Origin of the sequence: Flavobacterium sp. SORGH_AS_0622, from assembly GCF_030818825.1 — a bacterium.
Classification (GTDB): Bacteria; Bacteroidota; Bacteroidia; order Flavobacteriales; family Flavobacteriaceae; genus Flavobacterium.
The window spans coordinates 3,057,552-3,080,883 of the sequence record NZ_JAUTAX010000001.1 but is presented as its reverse complement, the minus strand read 5'-3'; the positions used below and the strand labels follow the sequence as shown (position 1 = coordinate 3,080,883).

General features: G+C 34.5%; 21 protein-coding genes and 2 tRNA genes. 5 read left to right on the top strand and 18 right to left on the bottom strand.

Going from position 1 to position 23,332, the window contains the following annotated elements; translation table 11 throughout:
* Nucleotides 1-26: 26 nt before the first annotated feature.
* The gene (locus QE431_RS13125) at nucleotides 27-188 is read left to right on the top strand and encodes a DUF1328 family protein (protein WP_082586767.1); all 162 of its coding nucleotides are present in this window, start codon (nucleotides 27-29) and stop codon (nucleotides 186-188) included.
* Nucleotides 189-365: 177 nt separating this feature from the next.
* Here QE431_RS13125 and QE431_RS13120 read toward each other — a convergent pair whose 3' ends face one another.
* From QE431_RS13120 to QE431_RS13070, 11 genes are all read right to left on the bottom strand, one after another.
* Nucleotides 366-833, bottom strand: coding sequence for a DUF1440 domain-containing protein (locus QE431_RS13120; protein ID WP_307296590.1), 468 nt, complete (start codon nucleotides 831-833; stop codon nucleotides 366-368).
* Nucleotides 834-860: 27 nt separating this feature from the next.
* Nucleotides 861-1,367, bottom strand: coding sequence for a DinB family protein (locus QE431_RS13115; protein WP_307296587.1), 507 nt, complete (start codon nucleotides 1,365-1,367; stop codon nucleotides 861-863).
* Between the two features lie 178 nt (nucleotides 1,368-1,545).
* Nucleotides 1,546-1,923 (bottom strand): VOC family protein, encoded by a 378-nt coding sequence (locus tag QE431_RS13110; RefSeq protein ID WP_057116227.1) that lies wholly within the window; start codon nucleotides 1,921-1,923, stop codon nucleotides 1,546-1,548.
* Nucleotides 1,924-1,997: 74 nt separating this feature from the next.
* Nucleotides 1,998-2,207 carry a hypothetical protein gene (locus tag QE431_RS13105; RefSeq protein ID WP_057116226.1) on the bottom strand — a complete coding sequence of 70 codons (210 nt, stop codon included), beginning with the start codon at nucleotides 2,205-2,207 and terminating at the stop codon, nucleotides 1,998-2,000.
* Between the two features lie 12 nt (nucleotides 2,208-2,219).
* Nucleotides 2,220-2,600 (bottom strand): DoxX family protein, encoded by a 381-nt coding sequence (locus QE431_RS13100; RefSeq protein WP_307296584.1) that lies wholly within the window; start codon nucleotides 2,598-2,600, stop codon nucleotides 2,220-2,222.
* A 204-nt stretch (nucleotides 2,601-2,804) separates the two neighbouring features.
* On the bottom strand, nucleotides 2,805-3,536 hold the full coding sequence (locus tag QE431_RS13095; protein ID WP_307296581.1) for a GNAT family N-acetyltransferase: 732 nt from the start codon (nucleotides 3,534-3,536) through the stop codon (nucleotides 2,805-2,807).
* A gap of 71 nt (nucleotides 3,537-3,607) precedes the next feature.
* Nucleotides 3,608-4,213, bottom strand: coding sequence for a Crp/Fnr family transcriptional regulator (locus QE431_RS13090; RefSeq protein WP_307296578.1), 606 nt, complete (start codon nucleotides 4,211-4,213; stop codon nucleotides 3,608-3,610).
* A gap of 285 nt (nucleotides 4,214-4,498) precedes the next feature.
* Complete coding sequence (locus QE431_RS13085) at nucleotides 4,499-5,917, bottom strand: TolC family protein (RefSeq protein ID WP_307296575.1); 1,419 nt, start codon at nucleotides 5,915-5,917, stop codon at nucleotides 4,499-4,501.
* A 126-nt stretch (nucleotides 5,918-6,043) separates the two neighbouring features.
* On the bottom strand, nucleotides 6,044-9,208 hold the full coding sequence (locus tag QE431_RS13080; RefSeq protein WP_307296573.1) for an efflux RND transporter permease subunit: 3,165 nt from the start codon (nucleotides 9,206-9,208) through the stop codon (nucleotides 6,044-6,046).
* Nucleotides 9,209-9,220: 12 nt separating this feature from the next.
* Nucleotides 9,221-10,438, bottom strand: a complete 1,218-nt coding sequence (locus QE431_RS13075; RefSeq protein WP_281865956.1) for an efflux RND transporter periplasmic adaptor subunit — start codon at nucleotides 10,436-10,438, stop codon at nucleotides 9,221-9,223.
* Nucleotides 10,439-10,686: 248 nt separating this feature from the next.
* On the bottom strand, nucleotides 10,687-11,280 hold the full coding sequence (locus QE431_RS13070; RefSeq protein WP_057116220.1) for a TetR/AcrR family transcriptional regulator: 594 nt from the start codon (nucleotides 11,278-11,280) through the stop codon (nucleotides 10,687-10,689).
* Between the two features lie 591 nt (nucleotides 11,281-11,871).
* On the opposite strand from QE431_RS13070, the gene QE431_RS13065 reads away from it, so the two are divergent.
* The 3 genes from QE431_RS13065 to QE431_RS13055 all read left to right on the top strand — a co-directional run bounded on the left by QE431_RS13065 (nucleotide 11,872) and on the right by QE431_RS13055 (nucleotide 13,980).
* Nucleotides 11,872-12,306 carry a cupin domain-containing protein gene (locus QE431_RS13065; protein ID WP_307296566.1) on the top strand — a complete coding sequence of 145 codons (435 nt, stop codon included), beginning with the start codon at nucleotides 11,872-11,874 and terminating at the stop codon, nucleotides 12,304-12,306.
* A gap of 227 nt (nucleotides 12,307-12,533) precedes the next feature.
* Entirely contained in the window at nucleotides 12,534-13,082 is a 549-nt protein-coding gene (locus QE431_RS13060) for a type 1 glutamine amidotransferase domain-containing protein (protein WP_307296564.1), read from the top strand.
* A gap of 661 nt (nucleotides 13,083-13,743) precedes the next feature.
* Nucleotides 13,744-13,980 carry a hypothetical protein gene (locus tag QE431_RS13055; protein ID WP_307296562.1) on the top strand — a complete coding sequence of 79 codons (237 nt, stop codon included), beginning with the start codon at nucleotides 13,744-13,746 and terminating at the stop codon, nucleotides 13,978-13,980.
* Nucleotides 13,981-14,026: 46 nt separating this feature from the next.
* On the opposite strand, the gene QE431_RS13050 is transcribed toward QE431_RS13055, so the two are convergent.
* The 3 genes from QE431_RS13050 to QE431_RS13040 all read right to left on the bottom strand — a co-directional run bounded on the left by QE431_RS13050 (nucleotide 14,027) and on the right by QE431_RS13040 (nucleotide 15,566).
* A tRNA-Lys gene (locus QE431_RS13050) sits at nucleotides 14,027-14,099 on the bottom strand.
* A gap of 6 nt (nucleotides 14,100-14,105) precedes the next feature.
* Nucleotides 14,106-14,177 (bottom strand) — tRNA-Lys (locus QE431_RS13045).
* Between the two features lie 30 nt (nucleotides 14,178-14,207).
* Nucleotides 14,208-15,566, bottom strand: coding sequence for a hypothetical protein (locus tag QE431_RS13040; RefSeq protein WP_307296561.1), 1,359 nt, complete (start codon nucleotides 15,564-15,566; stop codon nucleotides 14,208-14,210).
* 205 nt (nucleotides 15,567-15,771) lie between these two features.
* Between QE431_RS13040 and QE431_RS13035 the strand changes: the two genes are divergently transcribed.
* Nucleotides 15,772-15,966 carry a hypothetical protein gene (locus tag QE431_RS13035; protein WP_307300549.1) on the top strand — a complete coding sequence of 65 codons (195 nt, stop codon included), beginning with the start codon at nucleotides 15,772-15,774 and terminating at the stop codon, nucleotides 15,964-15,966.
* A gap of 83 nt (nucleotides 15,967-16,049) precedes the next feature.
* Here QE431_RS13035 and QE431_RS13030 read toward each other — a convergent pair whose 3' ends face one another.
* The 4 genes from QE431_RS13030 to QE431_RS13015 all read right to left on the bottom strand — a co-directional run bounded on the left by QE431_RS13030 (nucleotide 16,050) and on the right by QE431_RS13015 (nucleotide 23,332).
* Nucleotides 16,050-16,883 (bottom strand): hypothetical protein, encoded by an 834-nt coding sequence (locus QE431_RS13030; RefSeq protein WP_307296559.1) that lies wholly within the window; start codon nucleotides 16,881-16,883, stop codon nucleotides 16,050-16,052.
* Complete coding sequence (locus QE431_RS13025; RefSeq protein WP_307296557.1) at nucleotides 16,883-18,553, bottom strand: hypothetical protein; 1,671 nt, start codon at nucleotides 18,551-18,553, stop codon at nucleotides 16,883-16,885. The genes QE431_RS13030 and QE431_RS13025 overlap by 1 nt, the downstream gene beginning before the upstream one ends.
* Before the next feature lie 416 nt (nucleotides 18,554-18,969).
* Nucleotides 18,970-20,058 (bottom strand): efflux RND transporter periplasmic adaptor subunit, encoded by a 1,089-nt coding sequence (locus tag QE431_RS13020; protein ID WP_057116213.1) that lies wholly within the window; start codon nucleotides 20,056-20,058, stop codon nucleotides 18,970-18,972.
* Nucleotides 20,048-23,332, bottom strand: a complete 3,285-nt coding sequence (locus tag QE431_RS13015; RefSeq protein ID WP_307296551.1) for an efflux RND transporter permease subunit — start codon at nucleotides 23,330-23,332, stop codon at nucleotides 20,048-20,050. The genes QE431_RS13020 and QE431_RS13015 overlap by 11 nt, the downstream gene beginning before the upstream one ends.

The window sequence follows — 23,332 nt, the reverse complement described above, 5'->3', positions numbered from 1 at the left end:
ATTTACGAACTAAAAAATCTAAAATTATGTTACGCTGGACAGTCATTTTTATAATTCTTGCTATTATAGCCGGAATTTTTGGTTTTGGTGGTATTGCCGCTGGAGCTGCAGGTATTGCAAAAGTTTTGTTCTTTATCTTTATAGTGTTATTTATTATTTCACTAATTACAGGTAGAACAAAGGTTTAAGCACTTTTAAGAAGATATTTTTTTTAACATATAAGTAATTCGGGTTCTACGGAACTTGAATTACTTTTTTGTTTTTAGACCATTTGAGATTATTTTCAGAAATCAAAAATGTAAAAAGTATAAAGCAGCTAAATTCAACCTCTGCCACTCTGAACCTTAAACCTTTGAACCTTTTTTCTAATACCATTTAGCATAATATTTCTGCGTTATGAAAGCTATTGGTATCCCTACGCAGCAAATTACGATTAAAATTGACAATAGGAGAGCAAAGTCTAATTTCTTTTCTGGTAAAACAGGAAAAACAATTGGAAGTACAATAAGATTCATTACAACCCAGATAAAGAAGCCATACGAAACTCCAGATAAAAGGGTGTTTATTTTGAAAAAAGGAATGTACGGAAAGATCTTAAAATAAAACCAGGCAAATATAAAAGTGATTAAGAAATGTAAACCTAAACCCGCAAAAGTCATTTCTGTTCCAGCTGTATAAGCTTCTTTTTTAAAAACACCGCTTGCGATAGACTGCAGGATTTTTTCGGCTGTTGTTTTATGAAGGATCACGGCATAAATTAAAATAGCTGCAGTAATATCTAATGTGCCAGCTACTAAACCAGAAGAAACAATGGTCTTAACTTTTGATCTCATAAAAATAAATTTTGGTTTAACTATTTATTATTTTTTGATATTTTCATAAATCAATTTCAATTGATGTGTATGTCTTTGTGTATGAACAATTGCAAAATAAATCCATTCGTAAATAGTGAAATTTTCAAAACCTGGTATTTTGGCATCAAGACACGTCAGCGTTAAATCATAGGTTTCAGCAGCTTCAAATAAATCTTTTTGTATTTTATTTAATGAAGCCAATAATTTGCTTTTATCATAATCAATTTCAGCAGGTTTTATATTTTCGGGAGATTGATATTTGGTATTAAAATCTAAAAAAACCGCATCCAGATTTTTAACGTTTTCATCAGCCTCACGATTTGTTTTCTCTGTTTTTCCAGCAAACAGCTTTGGAATATCAGCACAAGCTAAAATAATATGCTGTGCAGTTTGGCCGGCCGTCCAGCTTCCTTCAAATGGTACAATATTAATTTCTTCCTCCGAAAAAGAAGCAATAGTATCATTCAATTCACTGTAAGTTTCTATAATAGTATTTTGGATACCGCTTTTCATCTTATTTTAATTTTAGAATTACATCAATAACAGCTGTGAACCGATGGGTTTTAAGAAAACCTGCCAGTACATTTTGTTGAATTAAATTTATAGGATTAGGGGAATGATAGTACTTCAAATATACGATAAAAAATATTAAAATTCTAATAATCAGTATTTTGAATTTCGGTTTTCTGCTTTAATTATTTACAGAGGTAATCCACCACACATTTCCAAACGGATCTGTAACACCGCAGGTTCTGCCATAATCTTGGTCGCTTAACTCCATTAAAGAAACAGCTCCGTTTTCTATAGCTTTTTTATAGGTTTCATCGGCATTGGGAACATAAACAAATAGGTGTGAAGTTTGTTTTGCCCAATCCGTAATTTCATCCGTAATCATAATGGTGCTTCCGTTAAGGGTAACTTCAGCATGCATTATACTTCCGTCTGCGCGGATTGATTTTGTGTTAGTTTCAGATGCTCCAAAAACAACTTTTGTAAAATCGATAAATTTTGCTGCGCCTTGTAAAATTAAATAAGGCATTATGGTTTGATGTTCTGCCGGAATATTCATTTTCGATATTTTAAAATTAGTATTCTAAAATTACGATTTTTATTTTACTATTTGTAAATCAATAAATTATGTTTTTATAAAAGAACCTCACAATGAAAACCATGTGCATTCAGAAGCTCAATTATTATATTATTTGAAATTCCCGCAGCATGAATTCGTAAAATTTTATCGCAGTCTTCAAGGTCAAAATTAATAGCGCTGTTAGGATAGTGTTCAAGAAGTTTCTCAATAATAATTTTACATTGAGATTCTTCTTGAACATTTGTTTTAAAAACTTCAATCATAAAGTTTTGAATTTACAGCGCGATATTTTTGTATCGCTCTATTTTATGGTAATAGGTATAAGAAATCGCCAGAATCACTAAGAAGATCAATGGAAAAAAACTTTGAAAATTTATTCCGTCAACCGCAAAATGACTGATAGAAGCAAAGATAAAATCGAAACCAAATCCTGCATAAGCCCATTCTTTTACATTTTTAGGTACTTGTGGAATTACCAAAGCCAAAACACCTAGAATTTTAAAAATTACCAAGGCAACTCCAAAATATTCAGGGTAACCTAAATGTCTGATTCCTTCTTTAGCTTCCTGGCTTTGTGAAAATAAAGCGGGCATAACACCTTCAAATAGAAAAATAATAATAGTCGTAATCCAAAAAATAATTTTTGCTTTTTTCATTGGGTATTGTTTTAAAAGGTTATTAGTTAATGTATTACAAATCTAATAATGTTTTACTTTTTAACGAATACGCATTTGCGACTATTTTAGGGGCATTTGGGACATTGTTGATTTTAGATTTTAGTCCCGAAGCCTCGGGATAGATTTTAGACTTTTAAACGCAATGACAGAAAATGAGAAATTTGGAATTTTTGATTTTAAAATTTACGTCAGTTGGTAGTTAGTAATCAAAAACAAATCTTCAAAACCTAATCTTGTATAAATTCCTTTTCCTAAAGCTGAAGCTTGTAGTTGTGCATATTCACAGCCGGCATCAATTGCTTCGTTGAGGGCAAATTTCATAATTTCTTCTGCAAAACCCTTTTTACGCATTTCTGGAATTACTCCGACGCCATGAATTCCCATTACATTTCCAGTTTGAAAAAGGGTCAGTGTTCCAATTGGTTTTTCTTCAAAATGAACCAGATAAAACTTTATATTTTCGTAGTTATGCACCAGCGTTTCTTTACTGATTACATAGCTAAAAGATAATGGATAAATATCAGACCAAGTTTTGGCATCTTCTTCATTTAGAACTCTTTTAAAATTCAACTTATTTTGAAGTGTGAATTTTTTATCCAGTTTTAAGGCCATAGCCATCAATTGAATTCGGATTTTAAATCCTTTATTTTCAAAAAATTCACTGGAGTTACTTCCAAAAATATCCCAATACGGAATAACTAATCCTGGATTTTTTTCCATAATTTCCATAATCTGCGGAAGATTTTCTTCTTTAATATCTTCACGAAGCCATAAGCGGTTAGGCCAGCCTGAGTTTTTTATTTGGCTGAATTCAAAAGGATCGAATTTATGATAGGAAAGGAGAGGAGTGGCAACAGTTCTCCAAAGTGCTGTAAGATTGTCAATATTGTCTTTGATAAGGTTTCTATTGGTCATTGTAATAACAAGTTTGAATTATAGAGCAAAGATAAAATCAGTCTTTTAGAAAAGCCTTTACATATGTTGATTTACAAATCTTTTTCCAGACTTTTTCTAATTCGGCTTAACTGTGTTGGCGTAATACCTAAATGCGATGCAATATGCAACAACGGAACCCGATCTGCAATACTTGGATGTTTTTGTAAAAGATTGACATATCGCTCGGTTGCGTTTTGCATGACCAAAGCGACTTCTCTTTGCTCTTTATCTATAATCCAGTTTTTCTCTAAATGAGCGATATAAAAGTTTTTGAGATCATCGTTTTTATTAATTAACGAGATGTATTTTTTATAATTAAGATTGATGATAATGCTGTCTTCCAAAGCTTCAATTGTAAAATTTGAAGGTGATTGCAGCATTAATGAAACCTTAGAACCTGCAAAATAATTTTCAAGAAAGAGATTTTTGTTATAGAAATTTCCCTGCTGGTCTGTGATAAAAGCTCGTAAAACACCTTTTGCAATAAAATGAAGATTTTTAGCGATTTCTCCGTTTTGCAATAACGTTTCTCCTTTTTTAAGGGTTTGAAATGCTGCAATGCCCTCAATCAATTGCCATGAGTTTTCAGAAAGAGGATAGTAGCTTTCAATGGTTTGTTTTAAGTTATTGAGGTATATCTGGTGGTTAGAAATCATTATATAATTTTTAAGCTTACCAAAAATAGCTAAATTTTGAGTCAGATTTGTCATTTCAAGGAAGCAAACTCATTTGCTGAATCACTAATTCTAGTGTGGTTGCTTCGTTCCTCGCAATGACATAAAATGAGATAAAATAAAATCAGCGAGAGGCTTAAAAAAAAAAACTTCGTGCCTTAGCGCCTTAGCGCCAAATTAAAAAAACTAAAAAACGCCGTGAAACCCAAAGGTCTCACAGCGTTTTCATCTCAAAAAATAAATAATTAACGGGTAATGTAACAGGTATTATTTCCAGCCTCCGCCCAGAGCGCGGTACAAATCTGTATTAGCTGTAAGCTGTTGTCTTTTGATATCAGCAAGTTCCAGTTCGCTTTGCAAAAGATTTGCCTGCGCAGTTAAAACTTCCAGATATTCTGCCATACCATTTTTGAATAATAGGTTGGCATTTTTAATGGCCAGCTGTAATGTTTTTACTTTTTCTTTTAAGAAAGTTTCCTGCTGTTGTAATTTCTCTACTTTCACCAAAGCATCCGAAACTTCACTTACAGCAACCAAAACCGATTGTCTGAAATTTAAAACTGCTTTTTCTCTTTCCGCGACAGCGATATTATATTGCGTTCTTACTCTTTTATTGTTCAAAAGCGGTTGTGTTAAACCTCCCGCAACCGTTCCGAATAAAGAAGCCGGAATGTTGAACCAATTGCTGGTTTCGAAAGAGTTTAATCCGCCTTGAGCGGTGATTCTCAAAGCTGGATATAAATCGGCTTTTGTGATTCCTACGTTTGCGTTGGCAACTTTCAGAGCCAATTCGGCACTTTTTACATCAGGTCTTCTGCTTACTAATGAAGATGGAATCCCGATTGCTGTATTGTGTTTTACATCAATTGAGCTTAAACGAATTGTTCTTTCTTTTGAATTCGGAAAAGAACCTGTTAAAACACTCAAAGCATTTTCCTGAATTGCAATGTTTTGTTCCAATAACGGAATCAATTGCGCTGAGTTTAATTTCTGTGCTTCAGATTGTTGAATTGCTAAAGTGGTTACCTGACCTGCATCGTATTTTAATTTGATAATATTCGTTGTACTATCGTTTAATTTTAGATTTTGCCTGGCAATTTCCAATTGTGCATCCAGCATCAATAGATTGTAATATCCTCTTGAAACATTAGCTACGATATTAGTCTGCAAAGCTTTTTTTACTTCTTCAGATTGAAGATATCCTGCGTAAGCACCTTTCTTTTGGTTTCTGATCTTTCCCCAAATATCAGCTTCCCAAGAAAGTGAAGCTCCAGCAGAATAATCATCAATATGTTTAGCTCCAATTGCTTGGTTTAAATTCAATCCTGTAAAACTGTTATCAGACGGATTGCTTGTGCTTGCATTTACAAATAAATTAACCTGAGGTACATTTCCCCATTTTGATTGTGTGAATCTGTATTGTGCAATTTCGATGTTCTTTTCGGCAATCTGCAAATCGTTGTTTCTCGCAACGGCACTGTCGATTAGTTTGATAATATCTTTTTCTGTAAAGAAATTTTTCCACTCCAAATCGGCAATACTGGTTGTATCACTCGAAACCGATGCATTCCTGAAATTCTCAGGAAATGCATCTTTTGGAGTTTCAATATCCTTCGAAACTTTACAGGATATTAAGGTCGTGATCAGAATGGCGAAGGTCACGATTTTGGTTATATGATTTTCCATTGTTTTATTATTAGATTTCTGTACAAGTATCTTTTCTGGTCTCAAGATCCTTTGAGATTCTGTACGATATATAAGCGATGCCAATGATAATGGCTACTAAAGCTGTTGTTATATAGTTTTCCATATTTATTTTTCTTCATTATGAATTACGGCAACTGGTTTTCCAGAAACCTTTTCTTGTAAATGCTGGAAGATGATGAAGAGCACTGGAATGATAAACAAACCTAGAATTACTCCTGAAAGCATCCCCCCAGCTGCCCCGATACTGATGGAGTGGTTACCTTGTGCAGATGGACCTTTGGCACTCATCATTGGCACTAAACCTACTACAAAAGCAAGAGACGTCATGATAATTGGTCGCAAACGTAATTTTGCTGCATCGATTGAAGCTCTGACTAACGCTTGTCCCGATTTTCGTTTTTGAACGGCAAACTCGACAATCAAAATGGCATTTTTAGCAAGAAGTCCGATCAGCATGACTAGGGCAACTTGTACGTAAATGTTGTTTTCGATTCCAGTTAAACCAATCGCTACGAATACTCCAAAAATACCTGCAGGGATTGACAAGATTACAGCCAAAGGCAAAATGTAACTTTCATACTGTGCAGCAAGTAGGAAATAAATGAATATCAAACACAGTAAGAATATAGTTGCAGACTGCCCTCCAGAAGAAATCTCCTCACGAGTCTGGCCCGAGAATTCAAACCCGTAACCTGCAGGTAATTGTTGTGCTGCTACTTCTTCAATTGCTTTAATGGCATCTCCGGAACTAAATCCAGGTTTCGGAATCGCATTAATCGAAATTGAATTAAATAAATTATATCTAGAAGCGGTTTCAGAACCATAAATACGGGTTAGTTTTACTAAAGTATTTATTGGCACCATTTCGCCTGTTTTGTTTTTGACAAAAACTCTGTCAATGGCTGTTGGATCAGCTCGGTCTTCGATATCGGCCTGAACAACCACACGGTAATATTTACCAAATCGGTTGAAATCAGAAGCCTGTGCGCTACCAAAGTAAGCCTGCATCGTTTGTAAAATGTCTTTTACATTAACGCCTAACTGATTTGCTTTTTCGTCATTAACTTCCAATTGTAATTGCGGATAATCTGCTTTGAAAGAGGTAAAGGCAACTGCAATTTCCGGACGTTTCATTAATTCGCCGATAAAATTTTGAGAGATTCCAGAGAATTTATCCAGTTTTCCTCCCGTTTTATCTTGAAGAACCAAATCTAAAGCTTCAACATTACTAAATCCAGGAACAGTTGGGAAACTGAATACGAAGAAACTTCCGCCAGAAATAGCGCCCAGTTTACCACGAACCTGATTCATGATTTCGTCAATGTTTTTTACATCACCGCGTTCTTCATTTGGCTTAAGTAATACGAAAACTACTGCAGAAGATGGACTTGTTGAATTCGTCAATAAGTTGAAACCTGAAATCGCGGTTACAAATCGAGAAGCATCTAAACCTCTTAAAGTATTTTCAGCATCGGTCATTACTTTTTGAGTTCCGTCCAATGATGTTCCAGATGGCGTATTTACTGCAATTGCAATAAATCCTTGATCTTCTGTTGGGATAAATCCTGCTGGAGTTGTTTTCACCATAATTACTGTTGCAACAGTAATTAAAGCTAATCCGCCTAAGCTCAACCATTTTCTTCTGATTAAGAATTTCAATCCTCCAACGTAACGGTTTGTCAACGATTCAAAACTGCTGTTGAAAGCGGTAAAGAATTTTTCTTTAAATCCTTTTTTCTCATAAGGCGCGCCATGATCGTGAGATCCATGATTATCCTTTAAGAATAAAGCAGCAAGCGCCGGACTCAATGTTAAGGCATTAACAGCCGAAATTACAATTGCGATTGCCATCGTAAAGGCAAACTGACGATAGAAAACTCCTGTTGAGCCTTCCATAAAACCAACCGGCAGGAATACAGCAGCCATTACCAGCGTAATCGAGATAATAGCACCCGTTATTTCGTGCATTGCTTCATGGGTTGCGATTTTTGGAGACAAACGTTTGTGCTCCATTTTCGCATGCACCGCTTCGACTACCACAATGGCATCATCGACCACAATACCAATCGCCAGAATTAATGCGAAAAGCGTTAAAAGGTTGATCGAAAATCCGAATAACTGCATGAAGAAGAACGTTCCTAAAATTGCTACAGGTACAGCAATAGCCGGGATTAATGTTGATCTAAAATCTTGCAAGAAGATAAATACCACAATAAACACCAGTATAAAAGCTTCTATTAACGTATGCTCAACCTGTTCGATAGATTGGTCAAGAGATACTTTTGTACTATAGAAAATATTGTGTTTAATGCCTTTTGGAAAATCTTTAGAAGCCTTTTCCATCATTTTGTTAATAGCAATCTGAATATCATTCGAGTTAGAACCTGCTAACTGAATAACCCCAATTACAATTCCTTTTTTACCATTTAAACGAGTTAAACTGTTGTAAGAGTAAGCACCAAGTTCAACTCTCGCTACATCTTTTAAGCGAAGTACTGAGCCATCTGCATTAGAACGTATAGCAATATTTTCATAATCTTCTGGTTTGGTTAATTTTCCTTTGTATTTAATAACGTATTCAAAAACCTCTTTGCTTCGCTCTCCAAATTTCCCTGGAGCCGCTTCCAAACTTTTGTCCTGAATTGCTCCCATAACTTCGCTAGGCGTAACTTTGTAAGTCGACATTTGCGTTGGATTCAACCAAACACGCATAGAATAATCTTTTACACCACCAAAAATACTGGCAGAACCCACACCCGGAATACGTTTTAGTTCCGGAATAATGTTAATCTGAGCATAGTTGGCCACAAAAGTCTGATCGTATTTTGATTCATCTTCAGTGTACATACCAATTGCCATGATGAAACTGTTTTGCTGCTTCGCAGTAACAATACCTTGCTGTACAACCTCGGCAGGAAGCTGGCTCGTTGCCTGAGCAACTCTGTTTTGTACGTTTACCGCAGCCTGATCGGCATCTGTACCTAGTTTAAAGAAAACCGTAATCGCTAAAGTACCGTCGTTACTGGCTGTAGAACTCATATAAGTCATGTTTTCTACACCATTTATTGATTCTTCGATAGAAGGTGCCACAGAACGTAAAACCGTTTCTGCGTTGGCTCCAGGATATACCGCCGTTACCAAAACCGATGGAGGCGCAATATCAGGAAACTGTTGTAAAGGCAGTTTAGTTAAACCCAATACCCCCAGAATTACCAATAAAATGGAAATTACGGTTGCCAGTACAGGTCTTTGTATAAATATTTTGAACATTGTCTTTTAGAATTATTTTTTATTAGTTACTTGGGCAACTTTTGCAGCTTTTTCAGGTTGAATAGCCTGTCCGTCCTGAAGTTTATCAATACCGCTCATTACGATTTGATCACCCGTTTTTACACCATCTTTAATTAAATAATTAGTACCGTTTTTACCCACAACTGTAATTGGCATTTTGGTTACTTTGTTGTCTTTGCCTACGGTGAAAACAAATACTTTATCCTGCATTTCAATCGTAGCGGCTTGCGGCACTAAAATCGCATCGTCGTGTTGTAACCCTAAACGAATTCTTCCTGTGTTTCCAGAACGTAACGTTCCGTTTGTATTTGGGAAAGTTGCTCTAATAGTGATGGCTCCAGTAGTTTTATCAAACTGACCGTCAACCATATCGATTTTTCCGGTTTGAGGATAAGCGTTGTTATCAGCCAAAATCAAAGTAACTGGAGGTAGTTTTTTAATTTTATCACCAAGTGAACTTCCTGCGTATTGTGATTTAAAGTTGATGAAATCTGTTTCGCTCAAAGAGAAATAAGCAAAAACTTCATGAACGTCTGATAAAGTCGTTAAAGGTTCAACATCAGAAGCTGATACTAAACTTCCTTGTTTTTTAGGCAGTCTTCCTATGTAACCACTAACTGGAGCTGTCACATTTGTGTATCCTAAATTAATTTTAGCAGAACCAACCATTGCTTTTGCCTGCTCGATATTCGCAGCAGCAATTTTTTGAGAAGCTTTAGCTGTTTTCAACTGATAGTCAGAAACTACTTTGTTTTGAACCAGCGGAGTAAGTTTATCAACTTCTAAATTAGCGTTGATTAAAGCCGCTTCTGCAGCGTGTAGACTTGCCAAAGCATTGTTTAACTGCTCACGAAACGGACGTTCGTTTATTTTAAATAAAGTTTGTCCTTTGCTTACATAAGCACCTTCGTCAACAAAAATTCTGTCAAGGTTTCCGCTTACTTGCGGGCGAATTTCAACATCAACAGTTCCTTGTATTGCAGCAGGATATTCAGCGTCAGTTGTAGTGTTTGCACTTGTAATAGCCAGCACAGGTAAAACCGGTGGAGGCGGAGCAGTAGGCGCCTGATTTTTGTCGCCACAGCTGCTTAATACTAGGGCCAGAATAAAACTGGTTATAATTACATTTTTCATTTTCATAGTGGTTTTAATTGGTTGAACATTTTCTCGGATTAAATTCTTTGGTATTCTGGCATTCTCGGGATTCATATTTAATTGAATTAAATTATCTAACGTTGTTAAGTAAAAGTGCACAAATTTCTATACAGCAAGCCCTTTCCAATTCTATTCTAAATCGGTATTAAATTATCTAACATTGTTAAGTAAGAGTCTAAAAAAAGAGCTTTTACTACCTTTATTAAATTTTCTAACAGTGTTAAGCGAATGTTATAAAAAAAAGGATTTAATATTATCCTGTTTAAATCATTTTACACCGTTAAGTAAAATTGAAAATTTTTTTATTGTATAGACTTGATGATACCACCAATGGCATCTTTCAAAATCTGAGCATTTATTGTTTCTAAAATATCACTTTTATTAATGATGTTGATGGCGATTAAACCATGAATAACAGAAAAGAAAGTAAAATATTTTTGTTTGATGATATCTTCACTAGGGTTGCTGTCCTTCATGATTTCAGCAATAACTCCGGTGAACAATTTGTAAGGTGCTTCCTGAGCCGAACATCGCTGTGCGCAGCAGGTCATTTGAACACCAAACATTAACTGATACATTTCAGTATTAGTAAAAGCGAAGTCCCAGTAAGTCATCCACATGGCTTCTAATTGATCTTCGGGTTTTTCAAATTTGGCTTTAGCAGTTTGTAACTCTTTCGCCAGTTTCATAAAACCTTTGCCAGTCAGTTCTTCTAGTATTGCTTCCTTATTCGAAAAATATTCATAAATAATAGGAGCAGTATATTCGATCCTGTCGGCAATTTTACGCATACTCAAACCATTCCAGCCTTCGTCTTTCACGATGTCATAAGCAGCCCCAAGGATGTTGTTCCTTGTCTCTTCTTTTTGTCTTAAAATTCGATCTTTACTAGCCATTATATTCGAGTATTAAATTGTTTAACACTGTTAGGCAAATGTATGGCGGTTTTTCTAATTATGAAATATTTTTATCATAATATTTTCTTATCGTGTCATAGATTGATTTAAAAAACTTCGGAAAGCCTTTATTTTATTCAGTTTTTGTCTGGCTGATTATTTTAAGGAGCAGACATTTTTTAGTTTTTAAGACCATTTGTCCCGCTCTCCATTATATTTTTTGTAGTCTCGTTAAAGAAACGATACCACAAAAAGATACCATTTCGATCGGGGCTAGACGAGAACGTATCTTTTTCATTAGAACTTTTTCAAATTTTACCACTAATGATTTTCTCGGAGGCAAAATTTCAGAGGAATGAAATATTTATAGATTGTTAAATAGCGGTTACAAAAGCTCCAGCAGAGCGATATAACAATTATCGAAATCAACAGAGAATATTTCGCCCCACTGGGGCTCTATCAAAATGTAATTAATTGTTTCTATAAATATTTCGTCCCGCTGGGACTTTTAATAAAATAGTAATGGTTTCTTTTGTGGGACTGAGCAACACCACCTGTATTAATTTTTTTCGTAACATTACAATAAAAAAAATGAAGCCACTAACCATCCTAAAAACCACAATTGCTGTTTTATTTTTCCAGCAGACCTTTTCTCAGGAAACAAAAAAAGAAACCGCACAACCGCAATACACAATCGAGAACTGTGTCAATCATTTCGAATTAGACAAAGCCACAAAAACCAAAGTAGGTTATCAATATTGGTTTGGAGATAAAAACTTCACTCAGGAAAACACACTCAAAATGAGCATTGTCGAACCTGGCAAATCTACCCACGCACCACATCATCATGTAGAAGAAGAATTTTTCTATATCATCGAAGGCACAGCCGAATTCTACCTCGACGGAAAAACCAAAATCGCAGGTCCGAACACGAGTTTTTACTGCCCCTCAAATATGGAACACGGAATCAAAAATGTTGGAACTACCGATTTAAAATATTTGGTTATTAAAAAGGATTTGAGGTAACTCCCTTAATATGATTTTTAATCGTTCTCTAAGTTGTCATCCTATAAAATAGTGAAGTATAATGGCATAGATTTTATATAATTTCAGTTTAATTTTTAATAAAAATCTGAATTTCAATTAATTAACTTTTATTAAAGAAAGGTTTAACACTGTCCGCTTTCTCTGGCTGTTTCAAATAAGTAATTTTAGGTAAATCAAAATTAATAACATTTTAAATATTTAAAATTATGAAAAAGAATATAGCCATATTAGCAACAGACGGGTTTGAAGAATCAGAATTAGCATCTCCTAAAGCCTATCTGGAAGAGCAAGGTTGGAATGCAGATATTGTAAGTTTGAAATCAGGAACTATTAAATCTTGGAAAGACGGTAATTGGAGCACAGAATATAATGTCGATGTGGTATTAGATCAGGCAAATGAAGCCGATTACGATGCTTTGGTTCTTCCGGGAGGAGTTATAAACCCCGATTTATTAAGAAGAGAAGAAGCAGCAGTAAAATTTGTACGTTCTTTTTTTGAAAGTAAAAAGCCAGTAGCGGCTATTTGTCATGGACCTCAAATTCTGGTAGATGCAGATGTTTTAGAAGGTCGAAAAGTAACTTCGTTCTTTTCTGTTAAAAACGATTTGAAAAATGCCGGAGCACAATGGGAAGACTCAGAAGTAGTCGTAGACAATGGATTAGTAACAAGCCGAAACCCAAATGATTTGCCAGCTTTTAATAAAAAAATGGTAGAAGAAATTAAAGAAGGAAAACACGAACGTCAGACAGTGTAGTTTTTTACATTTATGAAGTTACAAAAAATGCAAGATCAATTTTGGTCTTGCATTTTTTTATTGAATAGCCCCTAGTTTTAACTAGGGATTAAAAGATTCAATAGTAATAAGGCTTTAGCCAAATGCGTATTTTGGGTAAAGCCTTTTCTAACTTTATTTATACCTCCAACTAAAGCTGGAGGCAATTGATTCTTTTAATTAAATGTGGTTTTTAAATCTGTAAAGAAAATTCCGGAGGAATGAAATATTTATAGATTTATAACACGTGCCTTACCAAAGCTCCAGCGGAGCGACATACGGTAAATAAGATTTCACCCCGCTGGGGTTCTTTTAAAATGGGAAAAATTGTTTTCTATAAATATTTCGTCCCGCTGGGACTTTCTCGAGGTAATTCATATAATTTTAAAAATGATTATTTCTAATAACGATTTTATACATTTGGTATATTGTAAAGTTGATAAATATAGAAATAGTATTGAAAGAAAAATCTTTCTTTTTAAAAATTTTTCTTACATTTGAAGTTCCTATAATTTCGACTTTAAATTAGAACAAGATTTGCCCTTGTATTATGTGTACGGTATCGGAAACGACCGTAAACGCTGTCGTAGGCGTTAGGAACACTAAAATGCAAGGGTTTTTATATTCCTAATACTACGACATTATGAGTACAAAAAACACCCTTTCCAAAGAAGCCGAAACAAGGCTGATTGATTTTTTTAACCATATAATCGATCCAGAAGATATGGCTAAAATCTTAAGACAAGTAAACTGCATTTTAGCTCTCGGCGTAACGCGACAACACGAAACTCTCCAAATCGGACTTTTAAATTTTGAAGACAATTATTATTGGCTCAATGAATTGGCGGAGATTTTGAATCCTTATTTGAGTGAGGAGTAAGGTTTATAAAATTGAAAAACCTCGATTTTTGGGATCGAGGTTTTTGTTCTGATAACAGGGCTCGAACCTGTGTCCATTCGGTCCAAGAGCCGAATGCTCTACCTCTGAGCTATATCAGAAATTTGAGATAGGTGTAGGGCTCGAACCTACGTCTATTCGGTAAAGAGCCGAATGTTCTACCACTGAACTAACCTATCTGTTTTATTTAATTTAAGGAATAAAAAGTATTATTTTTTTCCTGAAAAAAATCGATGTCTTTTTAAAACTGTTGCTAAAAATGGATTAGAAATTGTAACGCCATGAACAAGCTCTGGCGTTGGAGTAAATTCTGCCACTCCATGTGTTCTAGCAGCTATCCAGCCTGATTTTTCTGGATCAAGGCCTGCTTGTACACAATACTTAATAACCAAATCTTTGTTGCAATTTACTTTATTTTGAAAAATTTCCCAAGGCAAAGGTAATTTATTCCATACTTCAGTATTGGGATCAAGTTTTCCGTTTGTCGAAAAGTGCCAGGCAACTACATCAGCAGCCATAAGTCGTAATGTTTTACCAAAACAAATTTCTTCCAGAATATAATCTAATCCTAATGAATAGATTAAGTTCATCCAATTGTCTCTTGCTTTATTCCATGCCCCTGCTGTATTATTCCAAGTTGTAGAGTCATTACCTCTTTTTACAACCATCGTTTCTCTATTGATATCATTTTCATTCCAAATTTGATCTAAAAATGCAGCAATTTCTTGTAGTATAGTTGTCCATTTGCCCAAAAGTAACCCTTTCTCCTGATCTGTTAAATGAGATAATACTTCTTGACTTGTATAAATGTGTGCTATTGCCCACCAATTGGTCGGGTTTGGTAATTGTATATCTTTTCTATTGCATTTGTTTAATAGCATTTCACTTATTTCATCAAAAGATCTAATCTGACTTTCATTTGTAAAAACACTTCTAAGATTGCATCGAGCATTATAATATGCTATAAAAGAGGCAGTATTTATATCTGAGGAGAAATTTGTAAAATCCAGAGTATGAACTAAGCCGTGTTTTGCAATCTTTTGAAATTCAACTTTTTTACTTTCCGTAATAAATTTTAATAATTTATTTTCTATTCGTTTAAGCAGTCGCCACTTTTTATTGTAATTGCGTTTAGATAAATCAATTCCGTTTTCTATTCTCTGCGATTTATTAAGTCTATCAGCCTTAAAATCGTTTTTTCCTATACTTTTATTGATAATAGGAGAAACAAGGGCAATAAATTCTTCTATATCTTTTTGATTATTGTAATCAAATTTAGTGTCGGGATTGAGTTGAAAGATTTCTAAAGCCTTTTCAATTTGTTTTGTTGCTCCTTTGGCTTCTGCAAAAGTCTGAAGCATTGAGGTATAACCGTAAATGTTTTTTGATAACGAACCTTTTGATGCTTTTTCTAAAAGAAGCTTTTCATTGTTTGTCAAACTATCTTTTGTTAATTCGAAGATCATTTCTGCAATGTCTTCTGGTCGCCTGCGTTCATTTAACGTTTGATATAAAAGTTCAATTGTCGTCATTTCATTTATTCTCAGAGTAAGTTTGGAATTACTCATTTATGATCAATTAAAAATAATACAAATTCATTATAGTATGAATGGAATCGATACTAAAACAAACGTTTTATCTTTTAGAGCAAAAATATAAAAATTTAGCTACAAACTTGAGTATTCGTAAAAATAATGCATAGCTAATTTTAAACCTGTGTGTTTTATTTCGTTCTCATAGTGAAACACCCTTTCCAAAGAAGCCGAAACAAGGCTGATTGATTTTTTTAACCATATTATAGATCCCGAAGATATGGCTAAAATATTAAGACAAGTAAATTGCATTTTAGCTCTCGGCGTAATGCGACAACACGAAACCCTTCAAATTGGACTAACCAATTTTGAAGACAATTATTATTGGCTCAATGAATTGGCTGAGATTTTGAATCCTTATTTGAGTGAGGAGTAAGGTTTATAAAAATGGAAAAACCTCGATTTTTAGGAATCGAGGTTTATTTATGAAATAAATTCAATTCAAAATAAGAATTACAATTACGTTGCTCTGGTTAATATTATGTTATTACGTGCTTTAATTTTAGTTAATGGTTGAGCAATTAACCCAGTTCTATCGTCTATAGTTGAATAAAAGACTGACCATAACTTACTGTAAACTTGATTTAAGTCTATTCCTGCAAAAGCTGGAGAGCTTGGCCATCTATGGAGCCAACGATGTCCCATCAATTTAAAAAGTTCTAAGTTGGATGCACAAATTAATGAAGTACATATTTCGGCAGCTTCTTGCATTTCACTGTAATCTAATATAACTTGTACTGAATTTGAGGAATTTGGCAATTGTAATTTAATTGCATTTTTGCCACTTAATTCGCCACCGCTATGAACAATTGCATGTCTTAATTCACATAATTTACCAAATTCTACTAAAGGAGCATTAACTTGGTTAGCTGATGCATCTACATCTATACCAAATATAGATTTAAGGTTTTTGCTAATGTTTTTAGAATCAGAAAAAGATGTATTTTCTAAAGATCCTTTCTCTAAATTACTTGAGCCAAACCATATTGTTGCCAAATTAATAGTTTTTTCTGAGCTGAGTTCCTTAGAAATAGGACAAATTTTTATTAATTCGGATATAATATCTCGATAATAGTTTTCAACAATTGATATTAAGCCAACTAAAAGAAGAGGCATTATGGTTGGATTTGCAGTAGAAAACGTGGGAGTTGTTACCGCTAATATTTCGTTTCTTCTTTTGTAAAACTTATCTATTGGAGATAGTGTTTCATTAATTAAATCGACGTAATTTGATATATTAGATATTGAAACAGTGCTTGGCTGTTTACAAATACAATTTTTCCAATCTGCCATTATGATATAAATTCTTCAGCTATATAATAAATTTTATTTGCCCAATACTTACCAATTTGAGGAACTTCAAGTAATTCTGTTCCTCCAATATCAAATAAAATATCCTTGACCTTACGAATATTAGAATTTGATTTAATACTTTTTACTCTTTTTAAAGTTAGGGACAAACTTTCTATCGGTTCATTTATTAGGTTTTCGTAATTAGAAGGTGTAATTAACGATGCACCACAATTATGGCAAAATCTCGCATTCTCGTTTATTCTTTCAGATTTACAATTTTGACATGCTGGTAAGTTTAATTTAATGGAATCTAGACCTTTAGAAAGCAAATATTCTGACTGTGTTCTAGTGTATTCATGAGCATTTCTAACAGAAAGAGCAATTTTTAAGTCATTCAAATTTATAGATTTCGTTGCTAATATGGCATTAAAATCGAGAAGTGCTCCAATATTTATTAAATACAAATCAAACACCCCTTTTTCTCCTTTACTAAGTTGCCCTTTATAACTTACTAACCCTGCATATTGAAAAAAACCAAGTATTTTTTTTAAATCTGGATGAGTTCTTTGTTTTATTGCTACTGTTATACTCTTTCTTTCTACGGCTTTATTCTTATTATACTCTTTTAATAATCCAATTATTTTTTCAAAAACATTTTTTCCTTCTTCAATATAGTTTACATAAGTAGGTATCTTTTTTTCTAAGGATATAAAAACATTTAATGTGCTTTTGTAACTATCTCTAATCTGCTTAAAAATAGTTTTTCTATCTATTGACGTTGTAATTGAAGAATCATCGTTCTGCGAATATAGATTTCGGACGATATTTAGTAATTGTCTAGGTATGCCAAATGATGCATAACAGATTGCATAAAGAAGACTAATATTTTCTTCTAACTCTTTGAACACTTCTTGAGGTAATCTTTTTTGTAATAGCTCACCCATGAAATCTAAATATTTTTCATTTTCAGGGTCAATCCAAGCATTAACTTCTTCAGCATCATGACCTACATTAAAAGTTGGAGAGAAACTTGTTACACCTGGATAAATAGCAGCTTTTGGAGAAATGTAGCGACTTTTAATTTTTCTAAATAGCTCAAAGAAATCTTTTTGTTGCTCAATTGAAAATGCGTGCGCGGCATCGTCGAACAAAATTATACATCTGTTTTTTTTAAGTACTCTTAATGTTTTATCAATATCTTGCTCAAGAGCATAAAAACTTAAATCAGTTTGAGTAGATGTTAACTTTGATATTTCACCAAGTTCTAAATGAAATAGAATTGATTTAATATCTTCTTCTTTTATTGTTAAGTCAATTTTATCTTTATTATGATCTATTATACTTCGATAAAGACCTTCATATATTTTTAAATACATCCAATACGTAAACCAAAAACTACCATTTGAGTTTGATTTGTAAATAGGTTCTAATTTAAGTGATGTTTTAAAATTAACATAGATTCCAAATGCACCGACTTTGTCGGAAAGTAATTTGTTATATGCTTTTAAAATTAGGGTTGTTTTTCCGCATCCACGAGGTCCCGTAAGTAATTTAGCTCCACTTTGCATTAATTTAGTTAAAATAAAATCCTCTCTAGGATGGCTGCTAGATAAGGTAATAAAATCTTCTTTTGGAAGATATTCTGCTTGCTCTATGAATGAGTTTTCCAATTATTTATTTCTTTAAATTTATTTTATCTGATTTTTTTAAATTGATTAATTTTATGTTTATGAGAAATTATTTTATAATTCTTTTAACCTCATAAGTGATAAATCTCCAAAAATAAGAATTTAATAAACAAATATTGATTTATTTAGATATTCAATACCACATTTGTCAGTTAAATTTACAGATAATATATTTTTGTAGATAAATTTATTTATTTTAAAGTAGATTATTTTTTCAAAAGTATGAATTTACGAATCTTTATAACCCAGTACATTTACCTATTTATTTTTTTAATTTGCTTAATAAAAAAACAGCCCCTCAAAAAAGAGGAGCTGTCCTTAGGCAAATTTTTAAATTTGCATTCCTAAAAAATGCGTACAGTAATTAATAATCACTAAAATGAAGACTAAAACGCAGGTTATTCGTTTATTGTATCGCCTTCCTTAGTTTCTTCGCTGGCAATTTTTACCAGTTTATCTTTCGGATTTAAATCACCGAATATTTCGATTTTATCGTCGATTTCTCTTCCTTTTTTAATGTTGACTCTTGTTGCTTTGTGGTTCAAAACTTTGATCACAAATAAACCTTCAGCAGAATTCACCACCGCCGATTTCGGAACTACAAATGTGCTGTCTTTTGCGTTTAACGGCAATAAAACTTCGGCAACCATTCCAGGTAAAAGATCTTTTTTGGTATTGATAACATCCATTTCAACACGCTCAGAACGCAGTTTTAAATCTAAAGCGCCAGACATTCTGGTAATTTTCGCTTTAAAAGTTTCTGGTAACGATTTTACATTAAAACTCATCTCGTCTCCATTGTGTAAATATCCCGTATACAATTCTGGAATAGAAACCGCCAAACGCAATTTATCCTGCTGTTGAATCGTCAATAAAGGCAGATCAGAACCTTTTCCGGCTGGACCAACATAAGTTCCTAAATTCACATTTCTTGCTGCTACAACACCATCAAAAGGAGCGCGAATTTCAAGATATCCTCTCATAATGCCTACTTCTTTGTGTGCCGCAACGGCAGCCTGATATTGTGCGTAATCAGAATTCTTTTTACCGCTTGCCATTTCTAAATCGTTTTTAGAAATCGTTCCTTCAACCTTGCTTGTTTCATACAAACGGTTGTAGGTGCTTTTGCTGGTTGCATAAATCGCTTCCATCGATTTCAATCTTGATTCGGCTGCAGCCAATTGTGAACTGATTTCCGGCGCTTCTAAAACAATCAAAAGCTGTCCTTTTTTTACTTTCGTTCCAATATCAACTTTTAATAATTTTACGAAACTGCTCACTTTAGCATACAAATCTACTTGTTGGAAACCCGTTAATTCAGCAGGTAAACGCAATTCTGTAGTCAGTTTTTCTTTTTCTAAAAGAAACGTTTCTGTTTTAGGTTCAATTTCTGCCGTAACAACTTCTTCTTTCTTGGAATTACAGCTGTTCAGAAAAAATAATGCTGCTAAAAACAGCGGGCTGTATTTTATAATTTTAGTGTTCATTTTTTGGTTTTAATGATGAGATATAATGGATACTTTCTTCGTCTTCAGGATCTAAAGAAACAGATTGTGTCGTTGTTTTTTCTTGTGCCCAGGCAAATATCTGCGGAAGGATTAATAATACGGCAAAAGTAGAAAATAAAAGTCCACCGATAACCGCTCTTCCTAACGGAGAAACCTGATCGCCTCCTTCGCCGTGGCCAATAGCCATTGGCAGCATTCCCGCAATCATCGCAACAGATGTCATGATAATCGGACGCAAACGCAGCGCCGCAGCTTCACGCGCAGATTCTAAGGCATTGCCATTTATTTTTCGAAGCTGTTCGGCATTCGTAACCAATAAAACGGCATTGGCAATCGAAACCCCAACCGACATAATGATTCCCATATACGATTGTAAGTTTAGTGTAGAACCTGTAATAGTCAGCATTAATAAAGCTCCTAAAACCACTGCAGGAACTGTCGTTAAGATTACTAACGAAACTTTAAACGACTGGAAATTAGCGGCCAACATTAAGAAGATTACAAAAACGGCAACCAATAATCCTGATTGTAAACTACTTAATGTTTCAGTCAGTACAGTACTTAGTCCAATTGGCGTGATAAACAAACCACGTGGTAATTCGCCAAGAGAACTAATTGTTTTGCCTACATCTTTTGTAGCCGTACCTAAATCGGTTTGGTTGATGTTTGCAGTAACGGTAATGTACGGCATGGCCCCTAAATTGTCATTTTCACCGCTTACAAATCCGGGTGTAATTTTAGCAACGTCACTTAAAACAGGACGAAGCGAGTTTCTCAATAACGGAATTTCTCCAATATCGGTTTTACTTTTCATCTGGTTCAACGGAACCTGAACCTGAACGTTGTATGATAATCCCGCTCTTTCATCAACCCACATATTTTTTTCGGTGTATCTTGATGATGAGGTTGAAGCCACAAGCGAACGTGAAATATCGTTCATGTCTACGCCTAATTCTGCTGCACGGGTTCTGTCAATGTCAATATTCATTGCTGGATAATGAATCGGTTGTCCGATCTGCACATCTCTGAAATACGAAATTGCTTTTAGTTTATCAACAATTTGATTCGCGTATAATTCATTTCGTTTTTTATCTTTTCCTGCAATTCGAATTTCGATTGGAGTAGGAGAGCCTTGGCTTAAAACCTTATCTGTTAATTCAATTGGTTCAAAAGAAACTTTAGTGTCTGGCAGTAATTTTTTCAATCTTGCCCTGAACTCGTCTTTAAACTCATCCATATCGGCATGATAATCTTTTAAACTTACCTGAAAAACAGCTTCATGCGAACCTGCCATAAACAAGTAAATCGGGTTGATGGAGAATAAAGACGGGTGCTGTCCAACATACACAGAAGATATTCCGATATGTTCAGGTCCAACCATTTTTTTCAATTCTTTTAGCGTAATTACAGCCTGTTCTTCTGTTCTTTCTAAACGCGTTCCGTCTGGAGCACGAAGTCGCAGTTGAAACTGACTTGAATTGGTTTTCGGGAAAACATCTTTTCCAATAAAAGTAATTAATACAATTGCTAAAACCGTTGCAGAAACTAAATACACAATACTGGTTGCTTTTTTATGAACGAATAATCGATCCAGCGTTCTCATAAAACGGATTCTAAAACGCTCAAAAGCACCTATTTTTCCGTCGCTGTTTGTATCGTCCTTTTCTACATAGTTTTTTTTCTGCGTAATAAGCTCTCTTTCAGATTCTGGAGTTAAGCCGCAGGCATTAAATTCAGCTTCATCGTCTGTAATTTCCGGCGTATGATCGTGTTTTGGATGCGCTTTCATTAACCAGTTGGCCATTACAGGCACAAAAGTCTGCGATAATAAAAATGAAATTACCATAGAAAATCCGATTGCTAAAGCCAAAGGCAGAAACAACGCTCCCGGAATACCAACCATTGTAAATGCTGGTGCAAATACGGCAAGAATACACAATAAAATCAATAATTTTGGTAAAGCAATTTCCTGACAAGCATCCCAAATAGCGAGTGCTTTTGGTTTTCCCATGTCGAGATGCTGGTGAATATTTTCGATCGTAACCGTACTTTCATCCACCAAAATACCAATTGCCAAAGCCAATCCTGATAGCGACATTAAGTTGATCGTCTGTCCAAATAATTTCAGGAATAAAACTCCTGAAATAATCGAAATCGGAATCGTTAAAATTACGATTAACGCGGCACGTCTATCTCCTAAGAATAATAAAACCATTAAACCCGTTAAAACCGCACCAATAATTCCTTCGGTAATTAAACTTTTAACCGAGTTAATTACATAAACCGACTGGTCAAATTCGTATGATAATTTTACGTCTTCGGGTAATGTACTTTGAATTTTAGGAAGTTCTGATTTTAATTTCTGAACCACATCCCAAGTAGAAGCATCTCCGGCTTTTGCGATACTGACATAAACCGAACGTTTTCCGTTTACCAAAGCATAACCCGCAGTAATATCGGCACCATCTTTTACAGTCGCTACATCGCCTAATTTTAAGTTTTGAACGCTTCCTTTGAATAACGGAATGTTTTCAAAATCCTTAACTTCTTTAATTGTATTGTTGGTTGGCGTGATATAATTTTTGTCGCCCATTCGCACGTTTCCGCCTGGAGCCGTTTGGTTGTTGACACGAATCGCTTCTACAACTTGATCTGGAGTCATATTGTGCGAACGCAGTAAATCTGGGTCAACGTTAACCTCGATTGTTCTTGGGCTTCCGCCGAAAGGCGCAGGAGACAATAATCCTGGAATCGAAGTAAACGAAGCACGAACATAAACGTTGGCTAAATCCTGTAATTCGTTATTTGAACGTATTTTACTGCTCAAGACCAATTGCCCGATTGGCAGTGAAGAAGCATCAAAACGAATGATAAACGGAGGCTGTGTCCCTGGAGGAAATGCCGCCTGAATCCTGTTCGAAAGTGAACTCAGTTCGGCTGCAGCCTGCGCCATATTGGTGTTTTCATAATAGGTTAATTTCATGATCATTAACCCCTGAATATTTTTGGTTTCTACCGATTTTACACCGTTGGCAAAAGGCAGAATGTTGACGTAAGTCTTGGCAAAATAAGCTTCCATCTGGTCTGGCGTGTAACCTCCAAAAGGATGCGCAATATAGATAACCGGTAAATTCATTTTCGGTAAAATATCTACCTTAATGTCTTTGATGGCACCAATTCCGAAGAAAAATAGACCCGCAACCAATACTAATATGGAAATGGGTTTGCGGAGTGCAAAACGTATTAAATTCAT